The 17,802-nt window shown below is 62.8% G+C and carries 11 protein-coding genes; 4 read left to right on the forward strand and 7 right to left on the reverse strand.

Going from position 1 to position 17,802, the window contains the following annotated elements:
• The first annotated feature begins 32 nt into the window (after nt 1-32).
• From hemB to ABYV89_RS01475, 3 genes are all read left to right on the forward strand, one after another.
• Complete coding sequence (gene hemB, locus ABYV89_RS01465) at nt 33-1,007, forward strand: porphobilinogen synthase (protein WP_432821143.1); 975 nt, start codon at nt 33-35, stop codon at nt 1,005-1,007.
• 96 nt (nt 1,008-1,103) lie between these two features.
• Nucleotides 1,104-1,805: a DUF2270 domain-containing protein gene (locus ABYV89_RS01470; protein WP_432821144.1), complete on the forward strand. Its 702-nt coding sequence runs from the start codon at nt 1,104-1,106 to the stop codon at nt 1,803-1,805.
• A 22-nt stretch (nt 1,806-1,827) separates the two neighbouring features.
• Complete coding sequence (locus ABYV89_RS01475) at nt 1,828-3,108, forward strand: M16 family metallopeptidase (protein ID WP_432821145.1); 1,281 nt, start codon at nt 1,828-1,830, stop codon at nt 3,106-3,108.
• Here the strand turns inward: ABYV89_RS01475 and ABYV89_RS01480 are convergent, their stop codons facing one another.
• From ABYV89_RS01480 to ABYV89_RS01495, 4 genes are all read right to left on the reverse strand, one after another.
• Nucleotides 3,109-4,020 (reverse strand): mechanosensitive ion channel family protein, encoded by a 912-nt coding sequence (locus ABYV89_RS01480; protein WP_432821146.1) that lies wholly within the window; start codon nt 4,018-4,020, stop codon nt 3,109-3,111. It abuts the gene before it with no gap.
• A gap of 10 nt (nt 4,021-4,030) precedes the next feature.
• Nucleotides 4,031-4,387: a hypothetical protein gene (locus tag ABYV89_RS01485; protein WP_432821147.1), complete on the reverse strand. Its 357-nt coding sequence runs from the start codon at nt 4,385-4,387 to the stop codon at nt 4,031-4,033.
• A gap of 272 nt (nt 4,388-4,659) precedes the next feature.
• Entirely contained in the window at nt 4,660-6,543 is a 1,884-nt protein-coding gene (locus ABYV89_RS01490; RefSeq protein ID WP_432821148.1) for an LTA synthase family protein, read from the reverse strand.
• A gap of 233 nt (nt 6,544-6,776) precedes the next feature.
• Nucleotides 6,777-9,599 carry a GPMC system transcriptional regulator gene (locus tag ABYV89_RS01495; protein WP_432821149.1) on the reverse strand — a complete coding sequence of 941 codons (2,823 nt, stop codon included), beginning with the start codon at nt 9,597-9,599 and terminating at the stop codon, nt 6,777-6,779.
• A 301-nt stretch (nt 9,600-9,900) separates the two neighbouring features.
• On the opposite strand from ABYV89_RS01495, the gene rdgC reads away from it, so the two are divergent.
• Nucleotides 9,901-11,067 (forward strand): recombination-associated protein RdgC, encoded by a 1,167-nt coding sequence (rdgC, locus tag ABYV89_RS01500; protein WP_432821150.1) that lies wholly within the window; start codon nt 9,901-9,903, stop codon nt 11,065-11,067.
• A gap of 73 nt (nt 11,068-11,140) precedes the next feature.
• Here the strand turns inward: rdgC and ABYV89_RS01505 are convergent, their stop codons facing one another.
• From ABYV89_RS01505 to ABYV89_RS01515, 3 genes are read right to left on the reverse strand one after another with little or no spacing between them, the layout of a single operon-like run.
• A complete protein-coding gene (locus tag ABYV89_RS01505; protein WP_432821151.1) occupies nt 11,141-12,196 on the reverse strand; it encodes a tetratricopeptide repeat protein in 1,056 nt (351 codons plus the stop codon).
• 18 nt (nt 12,197-12,214) lie between these two features.
• Nucleotides 12,215-13,075, reverse strand: coding sequence for a cytochrome c3 family protein (locus tag ABYV89_RS01510; protein WP_432821152.1), 861 nt, complete (start codon nt 13,073-13,075; stop codon nt 12,215-12,217).
• Between the two features lie 53 nt (nt 13,076-13,128).
• Entirely contained in the window at nt 13,129-17,718 is a 4,590-nt protein-coding gene (locus tag ABYV89_RS01515) for a cytochrome c3 family protein (RefSeq protein ID WP_432821153.1), read from the reverse strand.
• Between the last annotated feature and the right edge of the window lie 84 nt (nt 17,719-17,802).

Here is a 17,802-nt window from a genome sequence, read left to right on the forward strand (position 1 = left end):
CCATATCAACCCCTGAACCCAGGAGTTTAGCCATGTTCTTTCCCGAATACCGCGCCCGCCGCCTGCGCCGCAACGACAACATCCGCCGCATGGTCCGTGAAACCTTTCTGCGGGTCGACGACCTGATCTACCCCATGTTCAGTGCCTTCGGCAAGGGGATCAAGAAGGAAATCCCGTCGATGCCGGGGATCTACCAGCAGTCGATCGAGCATATCGTCGCCGAAGCGAAAGAAGTTTACGAGCTCGGCATTCCGGCGGTGATCCTGTTCGGCATCCCCGAAGCCAAGGACGCCCTCGGCCAGGACGCCTATTCGGAGACCGGGATCATCCAGGAGACGATCCGGGCGATTAAACAGAACGTGCCGAAGCTCACCGTCATCACCGACGTCTGCATGTGCGAGTACACCGACCACGGCCACTGCGGAGTGATCCTCGACGGCGACGTCGACAACGACGAAACGCTGAAGCTGCTGGCCGCCGAAGCCCTCTCCCACGCCCGCGCCGGCGCCGACATCATCGCCCCTTCGGACATGATGGACGGCCGGGTAGCGGCGATCCGCGAAATTTTGGATGCCAACGACTTTAGCCACATCCCGATCATGAGCTACGCGGTTAAGTACGCCAGCGCCTACTACGGCCCCTTCCGCGACGCCGCCGATTCGACCCCCCAGTTCGGCGACCGCCGTTCTTACCAGATGGACCCGGCCAACCGCCGCGAGGCCTTTCGCGAGGCGGCCCTCGACGTGCAGGAATGCGCCGACTTTCTGATGGTCAAGCCGGCTCTCGCCTACCTCGACATCCTGCGCGACATCAAGGAACGCTTCGACCTGCCGCTGGTGGCCTACAACGTTTCCGGCGAATATTCGATGATCAAGGCCGCCGCCGCCAACGGCTGGGTCGACCACGACCGCATCATGATGGAGACCCTGATCGGCATGAAGCGCGCCGGCGCCGACCTGATCATCACCTACCACGCCAAGGAAGCGGCCCGCCTGCTCAAGGCCTGATCCGCGGCGGGAGAAAAAAGCTCTCCCCCGATCTGCTATACTTTCTAAGAATCAGGGCTGCGGCCCGCTTATGCGACAGGCAGATCGGGGGAATTCATGATCGATAAATCCGGCGGCCCGACCAAGCTTTCCCGCGGAGAACTGATCACCGCCCTGGTCCACTACTACCGGGCCGAAGTGCAGCGCAGCCTGGCCTGGCGGGAGCGCCTCGACCTGACCACCAACTGGGCCGTGGGGAGCACGGCGGCGGTGCTCGGCTTCGGCTTCAGCCACCCCGAATATCCCCATGTTTTCTTCTTGTTCGGGCTGGCTATTGTCTATATCCTGCTCTACGTCGAATCGAGGCGCTACCGTTTCTACGACGCCTACGAATACCGGGTGCGGCTGCTGCACCAGAATTTTGTTTACGGCGCCCTGACCGGGGAGCTCGACCTCGAAAAGGAAACTTTCTGGGTGGCGGAGCTCGCTTCGGACTTGATGCACCCGCAATATAAAATGGGCCGCCGGCATGCCCTCGGCCGCCGACTCCACGCCAACTACATCTATCTCTTTGCCGTGCTGCTCAGCGGCTGGCTGTTTAAAGTCAAGATCCATCCCGAACCGAGCCAATCGTGGCATCAGTTCGTCGGCCAGGCCGCCATCGGCGAGCTGCCCGGGTGGGTCGTCTTGCTTTGCATTTTCCTGTTCGTCCTGCACCTGGCGGTGCTGGCCTGGCACGGCCGCAAGCCCCAGGGCGGGCGTGACGTCTTTTACTCTCCCGCGCCACGACCGGCCACCCTCCGCCGAAAGCCGGACTGACCCAGCCTCTCTGACGGAAACCATGACTGAATATCGTAAAGATTTACTCGCCAACGGCCTGCGCCTGGTCACCATCGAAATGCCGCACCTGCACAGCGCCGACATGGCCTGCTACGTCCAGGTCGGCGGCCGCGACGAGACCGCCGGCCTGGCCGGCATCTCCCATTTTCTCGAGCACATGATCTTTCGCGGCACCGCCGACTACCCGAACAGCTTTCTGCTCGAACGCGCCTTCGAAGCCATCGGCGGAGCGGTCAATGCCTCTACCGACGTGGAGAACACCTGCTACCATTCCCGCCTGCATCCCCGCTACCTGCCGGAGGCGGCCCGCCTGTTCGCCTCGATGCTGACGCGCCCGCTGCTGACCGACGTCGAGGTGGAGCGGCGGATCATCCTTGAAGAAGCCCTCGACGACCTCAACGAGAAGGGTGATGACATCAGCCCGGACAACCTGACCGCGCGTCTGCTCTGGCCAGATCATCCCTTGAGCCAGCCGACCATCGGCACCGGCGCTTCGATCAATGCCATCAGCGAAGCCGACCTGCGGAGACACCACGCCGGTTACTACACCCCGGATAACACGGTCATCGTGGTGGCCGGCAACATCCGCCACGACCAGGCCCGACAGGAAGTCGAGGCGGCCTTTGGCCACTGGCAGGGGCAAACCCTGCTGCAGCGCCAATCCCCTCAAACTGTCCCTTGTTCGCAGCCGGAAACGGTCTGGGTCAAGGATTCCGACTCGCAGATCAACCTCCAGCTGGCCTTTCGCACGCCGGGGCGCAACCATGCCGACACCGTGCCGCTGCGGGTGCTGCGCTGGATCCTCTCCTGGGGCGGCGCCTCGCGGCTGATGCTGCGCCTGCGCGAACAGCTGGGGCTGACCTACCACGTGGAAGCCGGCCTGTCGATGCTGGCCGACTGCGGCTGTTTCAGCATCGAACTGGCGGTCACGCCGGAAAACCTGTGCCGGGCCGTAGAAGAAGTACTCGGAGTGGTGCGGGAACTCTGTGCTGAACCGGTACCGGATGAAGAACTGAAAGGGGTGCTGCAGGCCTACCTGTTTGACCTGGAGTTCAGTCAGGACAATCCCGATGCGATGCTGACCCGTTACGGCTGGGGGGAATTGACCGGCTACCTTCGCACGGTCGAACAGGACCGAGCGCAGGTCATGGCGGTGACCCCGGCCGTGCTGCAGCAGGCCGCCAGCAAGGTCTTTTCTGCCGGCAACCTGAAACTTGCGGTCGTCGGCCCCTGGAAGGCCAACGACCGCAAACAGGTAAAACAGGTTCTGGAAAAGTTTTGATCAGGAGGGCGCGCCCGGGTTGAGGCGGACGTCGAAAACCGGCGTCTCGACCAGGTGGAAGGTAGCCGAGGCGATCGCCACCCGGCTGCTGCTCTTTTCGAAGTCCTCGAGAATTTTGAGGAAGATCTGGTCACGCACCAGCCGCCGCTTCTTGAAATCGACCACGTAGCGCAGGGTGAATTCAACCCAGTTGTCATTGGCCATCAGGGTCACCATCGGTTCGACGCTGGCCTCTTCGATCATGTATTTCTTGATCATCTGCTGCCAGGTCTCGCGGGCGAAGGGGATATAGTCGCCAACCGCGGCCATCCCCGCCGCCAGGAGAATTTCCCGCGCTTTTTGATAATCGCTGCCGTACTTCACCGGCACCACCAGTTCGTCCCAGACGAAGGGGAAGTCCGCTGAATAGTTGAACACCGGCTCCTTGAAGACGAAACTGTTGGCCACCCTGACGATCCGGCCGTTGTAGGCGTCGCCGCGAATCCATTCACCAATTTCCATGATGGTGGTGCGCAGCACCCCGATATCGATCACGTCACCACGGATACCGCCGAGCTGCACCCGGTCGCCGGTCTTGTAAAACTGGCCGAAGGAGACCGCGATCCAGCCGGCGACACTGGCGATCACCTCCTGCAGCGCGAAGGCGATGCCGGCGCCGGCGACCCCAAGGGCGACGGTAAAACTGTGCAGATGATCGCTGAACAACCCCAACGTGAAGACGATCACCAGCGCGTAGCCGACCAGGCTCAGGGTCTTGCGCACCGTGTAGCGTGCCTCATTGCTCTGGATGCGGCCGGAAAAAACCCGCTGCAGCAGACCGACCAGCACCCGGATGACCAGAATCCCCACCACCAGGGTGACGATTTTTCCCACCATCGGATCATACAGGATTTTGTCCAGGTCGATCTGCATCGGCAGTTCCTCAGGGCTTGGACTTCTGCTGCATTTGCTGCCCTTTAAGCCTCAGCGCCTCGGCCTCCTCGAGCATTTCCGCCGCCTTGATCTGCTGCTTGCCGAGAGAGATCTTCTCTTTCCCCGCGCTGCGCAGATCGTCCCCCTTGTCGATCAGATCCTCCCCCTGGCTGCGCAGGTCCTTCCCCTGCTTCACCATGGAGTCCCCCTCGGAGACCATCCCCTTGCCTTCGTCAATCAACGCCTGCCCGGAGGCGATTGAGGCCGGGGTTTCCGCCAGCAGGGGGGCTTTGCTTGCACAGCCTGCGAGCGCCAGAAGACTGACAAGAACGACCAGGGGTGCCGACATACATCTTGATACGAACATTCTTTTTTACTCCTGTAAATTGGCTATAACCGCCCTATGCGGAGCTTCATTTTCTCATGAAGCCGTGAAATTATATCAGCACGCCATCCGTTTGCAATCTGGATTTTGCACAAAGACCTGGCCAATCATCCACAGGACAATCATCCCGCGGATGAATGGACGCTGTTGAGGCGCAGGAGGGGAAGGGGTCTGCGAACAAGCGGTCCCGACAGCGCAGAGCGGGCAGGGTCGCGCAGGAAAAATCCGCTTCAAGCCGAACGGGACAGGTGGCTTCAGATGGCCTTGGGAGCCGGCGCCGATTCGCTTTCTTGACTGTCGGTGGCAGGTTGGGGGGCTTGCGCTTCATTGGCAACAGCGGGAAGCGGTGCGCCTTCAACCGCCGGCAGCGAAGCGGGCTGGGCATACTGGGAACCGACAAAGAGATCGTTGGCGAGAACCTGGGTCTGCCTCAGCCATTCGGCCGTCTGCCGGCAGGACTCGGAGAGCGGCTCCGACTTGCAGGACTCGGCCACGCCGCCGGACAGGTTCAGATGCATCCCCACCAACGGGCGAACCTGCAGACCCGGCGGGGTTTCCGTGTAGGCCAGCAGCGTTCGGGACTGGTTCCCCAACAGCTGAAGAATCAGCGCGGGCAGCCGGAAGGTCGGGAGATCGCCCGCCGGCACGGGGCCGTTTTCGCCGTCGATGATCACCAGGGGCGTGGAGGACATATCCAGATAATTCTGCGGCGAAAATTGCGCCCTGTTCTGGGCGGAAATCAAACCGGATTCGGCATAGGCCCCATAGCCCCCCAGGGTCGGCAGATGGTCACCAAACATAACGATCAACCCCTGCGGATCGCGCTGGCGCAGCACCGCGAGAAATTCCATCAGATCCCGGGCTTTATAATGAAGAGTACTGGCGTAGTTCGCCACGTCGGGGTAGGCCGAACGGCTTTCGAACAGCAGCGGCCGGTCCGCAGAGAGGGGATAGGGAAGATGGCCGGAAATGGTTAGCACATAGTTGAACAGCGGCTTGTCGCCATCCAGGAGCGGATCGATTTTCTCCAGCACCTGCCGATACAAGGAACGGTCGGAAAGAAACTCGCCGTTCATGTCGTCATAGACAAAATCGGTGCCGGCCCAGAAGGTATCAAAACCTATCCTGCGGTAGACGTTGTGGCGGTTCCAGAAGGCCGGGATATTCGGATGGGAGGCCACACTGCGATAACCGCTTTCGGCCAGGACCTTCGGCAGACAGTTGACCTCGCGATTGACGTTCCGCTCGAAAAGGACAAAGGGTTCGGAAACGGGAAAACCACATAAAGCTTCAAACTCGGCGTTCGCCGTGTAACCGCCAAAAACCGGGCCCACGCTGTGGGAATGGCCGGCATCCGCCCAGAGCCTGCGAAAATCTTCCGGCAGCGGGTCGTCTTCGAGGGCGGTTTTGAGCAGCGCGGCATCCCAGAACGATTCGAGAACGATAACATGCACATTGCGGTGCGAATCCGGTTGCGCCGTAGGGCAGGACTCTGGCCGGCCCGACAGAATGGCCGTCACTTCGGCGCGGCTCGGGGGAACCTGGCGGTGAGCCAGAAATCGGGTCGACTCCTGCACCGTGTGGAGCAGTGCCCCGCGCCGACGAAAATCTCCGGCCGGATCCCAGTCAACATAACCAAAGCGTCGATCCAGCCAGCCTGACAAGGGCGCCGGGGCCAGGACGATCCCGCCCAGCACCCCGCAGAGTATCCCGGCAGCCAGAAACTGGCGAAGCCTCGTTATCCGGACATTGTACAACAGAACGAAAGCGCCTGACAGCGCGGCAAGCAGGAGCAAAACCTGTTGCCAGGGCTTGATAATCAGCAGAAAAGCACGCAGGGAATAGATGTCGTCAGGGGCCATCGGCGCCCCGAGAACGGCCGTTTTGGCGGCATGGCCAAACTGCAGAAAGAGCATCAGTCCAGTGTAAAACAGGGCGAAGCCCCAACGCCGGCGGAACAGGCCCGACAGCAGGAAAGCCAGCGCGAGGTGAAGTGAAAAATCGACGGGGATGGCCGACCACAAAGGCCCGATCCCGAACAGGAGCCAGGAAAAACCGGAGGCAACGCCATAAACCAACACGGCTAGCAGGATTATCCAGCCCCAGCCGGTCGCCGAAACACGGGTCAATCGATTCATCCTAAACACCTGTACCGGAAATATACGCTGAATTCGCAAACGACAGAGTAAACGGATCTGCATTCGCAGCTGAGGCAGATTTCTGTGCCGCAGAACGCGCCATTCGACACTATAGCACAGTCACCCGCTTTCAAGATAGCCGGGTTTATCGATAAAACAACGACAAATCAATCGCCTCCGGCGCCCCTCCTGCCGCAGGCGACTCACCGCCCCCCGTCCATTTCGCCTGAAGATCAGGAAATCCGGATCGTCTTGTACAGGAAATTTTTGAATTTATAAAAGATCTTGCGGGTTTCAGGATCGTCGTTCCTGGGGTCGCAGGCCTGCAGCATGGCGGCGATCTTCGGCATGGTCGCAGCCCCTTCGCGCCGGGCCAGGTCGACGACCGCGGCCACCACATCGCGGGAGATACGGCTTTCTGAATAGGGAAGATAGGCCCCGCTCCAGAAATCGCTGTCGCCGCGGCGGATGGCGTCGAAAATCTCCTGGGCCACCTGCTCGGTGAGCTTTTCCGCCACGTCTTCCGGCACCGGCCGATCCATGGCGCCCAGAACCTTGCGGATGTCTTCCTCTGTGATCACCCGCTTCTTGCGGAAAAACAGGGCCCGCAGCAGAATGCTCCGCAGTTCGCGGATGTTGCCGGTGTAGTGGTGCCGGGAGAGGAGCGACTGGGCCCCGCGGGTCAGCACCGGGGCCTCCTCCTCGCGGTCGTCCGGCTTGCGGTAGACCTGGTAGAGCTTGCCGAGAAAGTGCGTGGCCAGATCGGAGATGTCCTCCCGGCGATGGTTCAGCGACGGCACCTCGACAGTCAGTTCGGACAGCCGGTGGTAGAGATCCTCGCGGAACTTCCCTTCGGCAATCAACTGCTTGAGATTCTTGTTGGTGGCCGCGATCAGCAGCACCCGGGAAAAGCGGGTGACATTCTCACCGAGGCGCACGAAGCCGCCATTGTCGAGAAAGCGCAGCAGCTGAACCTGGGTTTTGGGGTCCGCATCGCCGATCTCGTCGAGAAAAACCACTCCGCCGTGGGCTTCTTCGAGAATCCCCTTGCGATCGGTGTGGGCGCCGGTGAAGGCACCACGCTTGTGACCGAACAATTCCGAGTAGGTGAGGTCGCCGCTGTAGGCGGCAATGTTGGTCTTTTTCACCGGCAGTTCGCCGCGCGGGTCGATCTCGACCTGGTACATCTCCCGCAGCCTGGAGAAGATGTTGTTGAACAGGAATTCCTTGCCGCTGCCGGTATCACCGGTGATCAGGATCGACGGCAACCCGAGCGAGGCCTCCTGCAGGTCGCGGACTTTCCAGCGGGCCAGCCGGTTGAACAGCGGCGGGGTGATGCGCTGGATAAACTCGACCAGTTCGGTCGCCTTGAGCGAGTTGCCGATGATGTTGCCCAGCTTGTACGACGAGATTTTCGGGTCTTTATAGCCAACGTCACGGCGCAGGCTGTTGACCTCGCTGGTGAGTTTTTCGATCCGCTTCAGGTCGGAAAGAAAAGGGGCGATCAGGCGCTCGATGATCATCAGGATGCGCTTGTGTTCATCGGTGAAATAATAGGGGCGCAGGCTGTCGAGGCAGATGACCGAGATGACCTCGTCGCCGTACACCACCGGCACCGCAATCTCGCTCTTGATGACACTGGTGATTTCCCGGTACAGGCCGCCCCGGCGTTTTTCCTCTTCGGTATCGAGGATCACGTGAGGCCGGCCGGTGTGAGCGACATAGCCGGTCAGGCTGCGCTCCTCGGGCGGCAGGCCTTCGCCACCGACCCGGATCGGCGGGATATTCTTCTTCATCCACTCCTTGCTTTTGGCCCCGACCAGGCTGCCGTCCGGTTCTTCGACCACCAGCCAGCGCACCCCTTCTTCCTCGCGAACCAGGGCAATGCTGCCGGTGTCGGCGCCGATCAGTTCGGTCGCCTTGGACAGGGTCCGGTTAAGAAACGGCTGCACCCCTTCGAATTTTTCCTGCAGCAGATCGTTGATCTCGGAAAGAACCTGGATTTCCATGTGCTCGCCGCCGATTTCCTGGATCACCCGCTCGGCCATCTCGGCATGGGCCTCGAGCAGCCCTTTTTCAAAATCGCTGAAACGGTAAGCCCCCCGGGTGTAGTAATTAACCAGGCAGATAACCCGGCGGGTGCGGGGCTCGTAGCGGGGAACCACATACAGCGACTTCAAACCCATCTCCTCGGTCAGGTAGCGCTTCTGCAGCGGTTCGGCCGGCAGGTTGGGGATATACAGGGGGGTCAGCAGGGTTTCATCGGTGATCTGGCCGGCGTTGCTGATATAGCGGGAAAGCAGAGACTTGCCGGGCCCCAGGTTGATGAGCTTTTCATCCTCGTAGAGCTGGCGGGCCTCCTGGTCCTTGGCGTAGGAGGCGAGAATCTGCAGCCCCTCCTCCCCCGACTCGGGTCCGAGGGGGGACGGAATCAGCACCGAGGCGAGGGCCAGCTTGTCGATCAGGCGCACCGCCGATTTCACCATCAGGAACGCGGCCTCCTTCTTCTTGGCCTTGTCGACCCGCCGGGCCAGCACGATCTGCTGGTGGTACTTGCGGGCCTGATCGATCAGCGGCACCACCTCCTCGAGGAATTCCTTGAGGACCCGCCGCTGGGACTCCCCAGGCAGCCGGCCGGGCCGGCTGCTGTCGACACTCAACACCCCGGCCGAGCGCCCCTGGTGGACCAGCGGAATCATGTAGCTGGAGCGGATGGAAAAGCGTTCGGCGATATCCCGGGCAAAAGGATTTGCCAGCGCCGCGAGGTCTTCGGCCTGGGTTTCCTCCTGGGTCATGTAGACCCGGGAAACCAGGTAGTCGGAGGTGTTGAGGGGAAAGCTCTGCTCCTTGATCGCCTGGGCCTGCAGGCCGTTGGCCGCGGCACAGATCAGGGTCCCGCCGGTCAGGTCTTCGAGATAGATCCGGCAGCGGTTCTGCCGGGTGATCAGGGTGACCGCCTCGACCAGCACGTGCAGGATATCCTCGAGATTTTCCTTGTTGTAATTGGCTATCTTCCCCTTGAGGTGGGAGAGCTGTGCGACGACAAAAGATTCCATGGGGCCCCTTCGACTTGTGTAAGTTTTCTACTCAAAGAATATAGGCTGTCCGATCCTTCGTTGTCAAAGCCTGCTTGAGTTTTATCGCTACAACCTTGTGCTTTGGCGGACCCTGTAGTATAAATTCCGCAAAGGAGACAGCCGCGGAACTGGGGACGCACAACGCCCGCATCAACGGCTTGCCAGCCATGAACTTCAGCCGGAAGATAGCCGCCGGCTGGGCGTTTGCCCCATCCCTGCAGTCATTCCAGCAATAAATCCGCAACCCGAACAGCAAAGACGTTTCCAGGAGTATCAATTCATGGGCATTCTTGCCAACACCGTCAGCATCTGTCAGTTTCAAGTCTCCGGCGAGCTGCCGCAAGACGATCTTTTCGAATGGGCGTCGACCCGGCTCGTCGCCCAGGCCTTCCGCCCCATCGACCGGGGCAGCGAAGAACTCTCGGTCGGCTGGGTCCACATCGACGACCCCAAGGAGAGCAGCTTTGACCGCCCCCAGGCCTTCTGGCGTGATCATTACCTGACCTTTTCCATGCGCAAGGATCAGCGCCGGATCCCCTCGGCCCTGCTCAAGGCCCACATGGAATTGGCCGAGGCTGAATTTCTCGCCGCCCATCCCGGACTGCAGCGGGTTCCCAAGCAGAAGCGGGAGGAACTGCGCGACGCCGTGCGCGGCACTCTGCTGGCACAGACCTTGCCGGTTCCGGCGCTTTACGATGTGGTCTGGGATTCCCGCAACGGCCGGCTCACCTTCGCCAGCCTCAACGCCAATGTCGTCGAGCTCTTCGAAAACCTCTTCCGCCAGACCTTCGACGGCCTGCGACTGCAGGCCGTGCATCCTTTCGCCCGGGCCGAAGCGATTATCGATCAGGCCCTGCAGCCGGCGCTGCAGCAAGCCAACCAGGCCTCCGGCGACGCCGTGCTGGAGATGATCGAGAGCAACCGCTGGCTCGGCCAGGATTTCCTGCTCTGGCTCATGTACCAGACCATGGAAGGCTCGTCCAGCTACACCGTCAATCAGCCCGGTCCGGCCCAGCCCGGCGAAGGCTTCAGTGCCTACCTGAATGACCGCCTGCTGCTGGTCGGCGGCGGTGACAGCGGCGTGCAGAAGGTTACCGTCATCGGCCCCCAGGACGCTTTCAGCGAAGTGCGCACCGCCTTGCAGGCGGGCAAGCAGATCACTGAATCGATCCTGCACATGGAAAAGCTCGAACACCAGTGGAAGCTGACCCTGAAGGGGGAGACCTTTCACCTGGCCTCGTTCAAGGCTCCCTCAGTCAAGATCGAAAAGGACAACCGCAGTGACGAGGCCAGTGAAAAAGAAGCGGTCTTCTACGAGCGCATGTACGTGCTGGAAGAGGGGCTGCAGCTGTTCGACAGCCTTTATCGCCACTTTCTCGATGAACGCCTCGGCGCCAATTGGGCACAGACCCTGGCCCGGATCGAAGCCTGGCTCAGTGGCGAATAAAAAAAACGGGCCGTCATCCCTGGTATGACGGCCCGTCACATCTGTTACAGCCGGCCATTGACCGGTCTCCTGTTCACTCGGCGGCCAGCACGAAACGAAACGTCTTGCCCGCACCGTAACGGCCGAGTGCATAGCTCTCCAGAATCCAGTTCAGGCCGTCGTTCATGCTGGCCACTTCCCGTCCCGCCGCAGCCTCGCCGTCTTTTCCGCCGAGAAAGCTGGCGACCACCAGGCCACCGTCCCGCACGACCCGACCGAGCAGGGACTGGGAATCCGCCGCATAGACCCGGTATTCACTGGGCCCTCCGCCCAACCGGTAGGAAACCGGAACCGCGGCCTTGCCGCCGGTGCGCTGCTGGTAGCCGCCGGCAATATTAAGCCGCTGCTGGGCCCGCAGGGCGAAGGCGGCGCCGATCCCGGCGACCTCCGGATTCTGCGCTGCGTCCAGGGCTTTCTGGTACCAGGGGAGGGCCTTGCCCAGGTCAACGGCCCCGAGACGTCCGTAAAAAGCGTAATCTCCAAGCATCAGGGCCGCCCCGGGGTGACCGGCTCGGCTGAAAGACTCCCTGAACCAGCGGGCCGCCTCGGCATAGTTCTTCTGCCGATCCTCGGCCATCCCCACCTCGTACATGGCCCGAGGCTCCCCCTGTTCCGCCGCATGGCGGAAATAATCGTCGGCTCGCTTGTTCGGCAGCGGCGGATCGAGAATACCCTCTTCGATCAACACCCCCAGGTTAAATTCCATCTCAGCCGACACTTGGCCACCGCGCGCCAGGGCGTTGAAATACCCCAGGGCCCGCTCGCGATCGGCCGGCACTCCGGGCGCGTCACATTCGAACAGGTCCCGATGAATACTGGCATAACGCCCCGGCCGCGGCTGCAGGTAGAGCTCGCCGGCCAGGGCCTGGGCCTCGGGCTGACCTTCGGCGGCGGCCTTGCGGATAAAAGCCGCCCCCCGGGCCCGTCCGTCCGCGTCCCGATCGCAGAGCAGCTCGGTTCCGCGGGCATAACGCTCGCTGGCGGTGCAATCCCAGCAATAGCGCGCCTTGAGATACAGGCCCACGCCGATCACCAGCAATATCAAGATAATTACAGTCCCGCCTACCCAGACGAGACGTTGCTTCCCCATGAAAACCTCCGGAGGATGTTAAGAGCCGGACAATGTCAGCCCATGCGGATCGCCGTGGCATTCGAGGCAGCCGCCGAAACCTTTGAGCAGCTCCGGGTTGTGCGGGCCGTTACCGTGACACTGCTGGCAGCTCGGAATAGTGCCGTGGGTTTCGGCATGGCAGAAAACGCACTTCAGGGCGGCATGGCGCTTCTTGCTCGACTTGAGCACCGCCGCCGGGTCTTCGTGGCAGCCCTGGCAGACCAGATTTTCAACCTTGTCGCCGAAGGCAATTGTCAAGGGCGTGTGCGCCGGATGACAGTTGAGGCACTCGGGGCTGCTCTTAAATGGCGTATGCGGCTGGGGATGGCACTCGTTGCAGCCGGGCTTGAAACCGTGGCGATCGTGGTGGCAGTCGCTGCAGCCCATCTCGGCATGGCCGCTGGGATGCGCCTGCAGCGCAGTCGAAACCGGGCTGTGACAGCGACCGCAGTCGGCCGCCAGCTTGTCCGCTTCAACCAGGCTGGCGATCGGCGCGTGCGCCTGCTGATGACAGGAGAGGCACTGGGGAAAATGACCCTCATGCACCCCTTCATGACAGTCGTTGCAGGCCGGAACCCGGTCTGCCCAGGCGACCCCCGGAGTGAAGGTGTGGAACTTGTTGTGGCATTCGCGACATTCGAGCTGATGACGCCCGCCCTGGTCGCGGATGCTGGTGAAAATTTCATAGTGGCATTTGCCGCACTCGACGGTGGACATCTGCGCCACCTTCTGCCGATAGACCTCCGCCCCTTCGCCGGGGGTCAGCGGCCGCACCGTTTCGGCCAGCGCCGGCAGGACGGCAGCGACCAGCAGCATGGCGGCCAGCACCGGCAAAACCCAACGTACTGCAGATTTCATCCGTTTAGTCTCCTTCACAACAGAGCGGTTCGCACTTCGGCCCCAAAAGCTCATCACTGAGCCCTCCAGTTGGCCAACTGGTGCGGATTCTCATGGCACTTCAGGCAATCCGGGAACTTGCTGTGCAGCCCGGGCTCATGGGGCTGCCCGTGACAATCGGCGCAGGTCATAGCCGAGCCGTGATCACCCAGGTGACAGCTGGTGCAGTTCAATTTGCGGTGTTTGGCCTTGGTCGCCGCCAGCATGCCTGCCACGTCGCCGTGGCAGGCGGCGCAGAACTCCGACGAGAGCCCCGTCTTGAAACTGACCCGGGTCGGCGTGTGGGCCGGGTGACAGGCCAGGCAGTCCTTGGCGGTCATCTTCGGCGTGTGCGGCGCATGACAGCTGTCACAGGACTTCTTGCTGCCGTGATCGGCGTGACAGCGGCTGCAGTCGACCTCGAGGTGCTTGCTCGGGGCGGCCTGCATCGCCTTGTCGACCTCGGCATGACAGCTCAGGCAGGCCGGCTTGGCCGACTCCACCTTGCTGAAATCGAGTTCAAAGGGGGCGTGCGGGTCATGACAGCCGACGCAGCCCTTGACCCGGTAGTGGCTCTTCTTGCCGGGATCGTGGCATTTGCTGCACTCGGGGATCACCTCGTCCCCTTTGGGCGGGTGCGCCTTGTGGCAGGAGACGCAGCTGACCCGGCTCTTGTGCGCCTGCCCCTTGCTCTCGATTTTGGCCGCCACCTCCTTGTGACACGAGGAGCAGTGGGCGGGGTTGACCTCACGGGCGAAGGCGATATCAGTCGGCTTGTGGGGCGAATGACAGCGCAGGCAATCGGCGTAAGTCATCCCCTTGCTGTGCGGCTGGTGACACGCCAGGCAGTCCTTGAACTCGCCATGCTTCTGATGGCACTCCCGGCAGTCGACCGCCGAGTGCCGGGATGGGTTGAACTCCATGAAGCGGCCGACCACCGAATGGCAGGAGACACAGACCGTCTTGACTTCCTTTCGGCTTTCCAGGTTGACCTCGAGCGGCGCATGGGGATTGTGACAGGGCATGCAGGGCTCGGAGGTGTAGTGGAGCTTCTTCAGCCGCGGATGACAGCTGCGGCAGGTCAGGATGGTCTTTTCGCCGTTCGGCTTGTGCTGCGGATGGCAGACGGCGCAGCTGGCCTTGGTCTTGTGAGCCGCCCCCTGCTTTTCGATCTGTCCGGCCTCGTCGCCATGGCAGGCGCCGCAGAGTCGACCCGGCACATCGGACGGGTAAGCGAGCGCGGTCGGCTGGTGCGGCGCGTGGCAGCGCAGGCAATCGGCGTGGCTCATCTCCTTGGCATGGGGCTGGTGGCAGTCGAGGCACGAGAGGTACTCCCCGTGCTTCTGATGGCACTCAGTGCAGTCCATGGCGTTGTGGGCGCTGGGGACCGACAGCAGCTCGGCGCCGACCTCGCCATGACAGGAGAGACAGGCCGGCTTGACCGGGTCGAAGGCCTCGAGGTTGACCTCCAGCGGGCTGTGCGGGGGATGGCACTGGGCGCAGCCGCCCAGGGCGAAGTGCGGTTTATCCGCCGGCGCATGGCAGCTGGCGCAGGAGATTTTGGCCGCGACCCCGGCCTCGGGGTGACGGGCATGACAGTTGGTGCAGCCGATCCCCGGATGCCGGCCATGACAGTCGGCACAGCTGACCTCGGACCGGTGGGCGCCGCCGCGCTGGTCGATAGCATCCACCTGAGACTGGTGGCAGGTGGCGCACAGGGCGGTGGATGGAGCCCCCGAGAAATCGGCCTGGGTCGGCTTGTGCGGCGCGTGACAGCGCAGGCAGTCGGCATAGCTCATGGCCGGGGTGTGCGGCTCATGGCACTCGAGGCAGGACATCGCCTTGCCGTGCTGCAGATGGCACTCGTTGCAGGCCATCTCTGAATGGACGCTGGGAAATGCGTCGGCATCCGCCCCCGGCCCCTCGTGGCAGGAAACGCAGGCGGGGCGGACATCGCCCAGGCGGGCCAGGTCTTTGACCAGCGGGGCGTGCGGCGCGTGGCAGCCGGCGCACCCTTTGACAGCGAAATGGGCCTGGTCGCTTGCCGCATGACAGTCGCCGCAGGCCGGGACGCTTCCATGTTCCTGGTGGCAGCCGGCGCAGCCGACTTCCTGATGGGCCGCGCCGGACTTGGCCAGCAACGAGGTCGGTGCCTCGTGGCAGGCCCCGCAAAGCGCTGAGCCGATTTTTTCATCGAAGCGGATCGCCGACGGCGCATGGGGCGCATGGCATTTCTGGCAGTCGCCCCTGGTCATCGCTTCGCTGTGCGGTTCATGACACTGGCGGCAATCCGGGAGCAACCCATGGGTGTCGTGACAATCGATGCAGGCCTGCTGGCTGTGGGCATCGGCCGCTAACTCCATATCGGCCCCGGGCTGCGGATGGCAGGTGACGCAGGCCGCGCCGACATCCTTCATTTCGGCCAGCGGCTTGCTCAGCGGGGCATGGGGCGCATGGCACCCCTTGCAGTCGGCCAGGGCGAAGTGGTCGTTGTCAGCCGGCGCATGGCAGCTGGCGCAGGCCGCCGGGGCGCTGTCTTTCTGCGGCGGGTGTTTGCTGTGGCAGCGGAAGCAGCCGACCTTGTCCTTGTGCGCCGCACCGGATTCCTGCAGCTGCGCGGCGACCTCTTCATGGCAGGCGCCGCACAGGCTGGCAGAGATGCTGGCAAAGTAGCGAATCGACAGCGGGTTGTGCGGGGCATGGCAGTTCTGGCAGTCGGCTTCCCCCATGGACTCCGCGTGGGAAGCGTGGCAGCCGGTACACTGGGGCGAATCGCCGTGGTTCAGGTGGCACTTGTTGCAGGCCAGGTTGGCGTGGGGATTGGGGATTTCCTTCTCAATCGGGACCGCCCCCTCGTGGCAGCTGAGGCAGGCCTCCCGGATCGCCCCTGCCTTGGCAAAATCGAGCTGCAGCGGACGATGGGCATGGTGACAGGAGGCGCAGTCCTTGAGGGCATAATGAGGCTTGTCGCCTGAGGCGTGACAAAGCCCGCAGTCGACCCTGGCCTTTTCCCCTTTGCCGGGATGCTGCTGGTGACACTCCTGGCAGGCGACCCCGGCCTGATGGGCGCCGCCGTTGCGGGTAAATTCCTCGACCACGCCGCCGTGACAGGATGCGCAGGCCCGCCGGGGCTCTTTCATGTCGGCAAGGGCCGTGCCCAGCGGGGCATGGGGGGCATGGCAGTCGCTGCAATTGCCGATGGCGAAATGCGGCCGCTCGTCGGCAGCGTGGCAGCCGGCACAGGCCGGAACCGCACCGTGCTGCTCATGGCAGCCGGCGCAGCCCACCTCTTGATGCGCACCGCCCTGCTTGGCGATGGCGGCGACCGCCTCGTCGTGGCAGGCGCCGCACAGGGCCGGGGCGACCGCAGCCCCGTAGCGGACCTCGGCCGGGGCGTGGGGCGCATGGCAGGCAAGACAATCCTTGTCGGCCATCGACTTGCTATGGGGCTGGTGGCAGTCGAGGCAGGATTTCGCCTGGCCGTGCTGGGGATGGCACTCTCCGCAGCTGGCGAGACTTTCTTTGTGCGCCGCGCCCGAGGCGGTGAAGGTATTCACCGTCTCGGCATGGCAGACCGCACAGGCGCTGGCGGGGACGTCGGTCCTGATGGCGGCGGCCGCCGGGGCGTGGGGCGCGTGGCACCCCAGGCAGTCCCGGTAGCTCATCGTTTCATTGTGCGGCTTATGGCAGTCGAGGCAGGACATCGCCTCGCCATGCTTCAGATGGCACTTGTTGCACTCCAATTTGGCGTGAGCGCTGGGCGTCTTCTGCATCTGCTGACCCGGTCCGGCATGGCAGGAGACGCAGGCGGCCCGCACATTTTTCATGTCGGCCAGGGACTTGGCCAGCGGCGCATGGGGGTCGTGGCAGGTGGCGCAGCCCTTGACGGCGAAATGGGCCTGGGCCTTCGCGGCGTGGCAGTCGGCACAGACCGGCCGCTTGCCCTGCTGCGGCGGGTGCTGCTTATGGCACTCGGCGCAGCTGCCCATGTCGCGGTGGGCACCCCCCGCCTGCTGGATCGACCTGACGATGTCCTTGTGGCAGCTGGCACAGAGGGTTGCCGGTTGCGCGGTGTCAAGCTTGACCGATTTCGGCGAATGGGCCGGGTGGCACCCCAGGCAGTCCTTCTGCACCATCGACTTGGCATGGGGCTCGTGGCAGTTGGAGCACTGGGGAATATCGTGGTGGGTCAGGTGACACTCGTTGCAGCCAAGCTCGGCGTGGGGATTGGTCACCCCCGCATCCGCTGTGATCGGATCGGCATGACAGGAGAGGCAGACCGTTTTGGCGGAAGTAAGCCCGGTGAAATCGACATCCAGCGGCTTGTGCGGATTATGGCAGGAGGTACAGGTGCTTAGGCGGTAGTGGGGCGAGGCGCCGGGGGCGTGGCATTCGCTGCAATCGGAGGCCGGCTTGCGTCCCTCCAGCGGATGGCCGGGATGACAGCCGCGGCAGCCGACCTCCTGGTGGGCCGCCCCCCGGGCGGCGAGCGCCTTGCCTTCGTCGTCGTGACAGTCGATGCAGTCGCGGGGAATGACGCGAACCTTGGATTCGGCCCACCCCAGGGACCCGGCCAGCAGAATCCCACCCAAAAGAAACGTCAGAATCAATTTCAACTTTTTCATTTGACCTCCTGCATCCTGATATCACACGAGCAACCGCAGCCGCAGCCTCCCGCATCAGTCAAGTCCAACGTGCATCCCGCAGAA

It is taken from the genome of Trichloromonas sp., from assembly GCF_041583255.1.
Lineage (GTDB): Bacteria > Desulfobacterota > Desulfuromonadia > Desulfuromonadales > Trichloromonadaceae > Trichloromonas.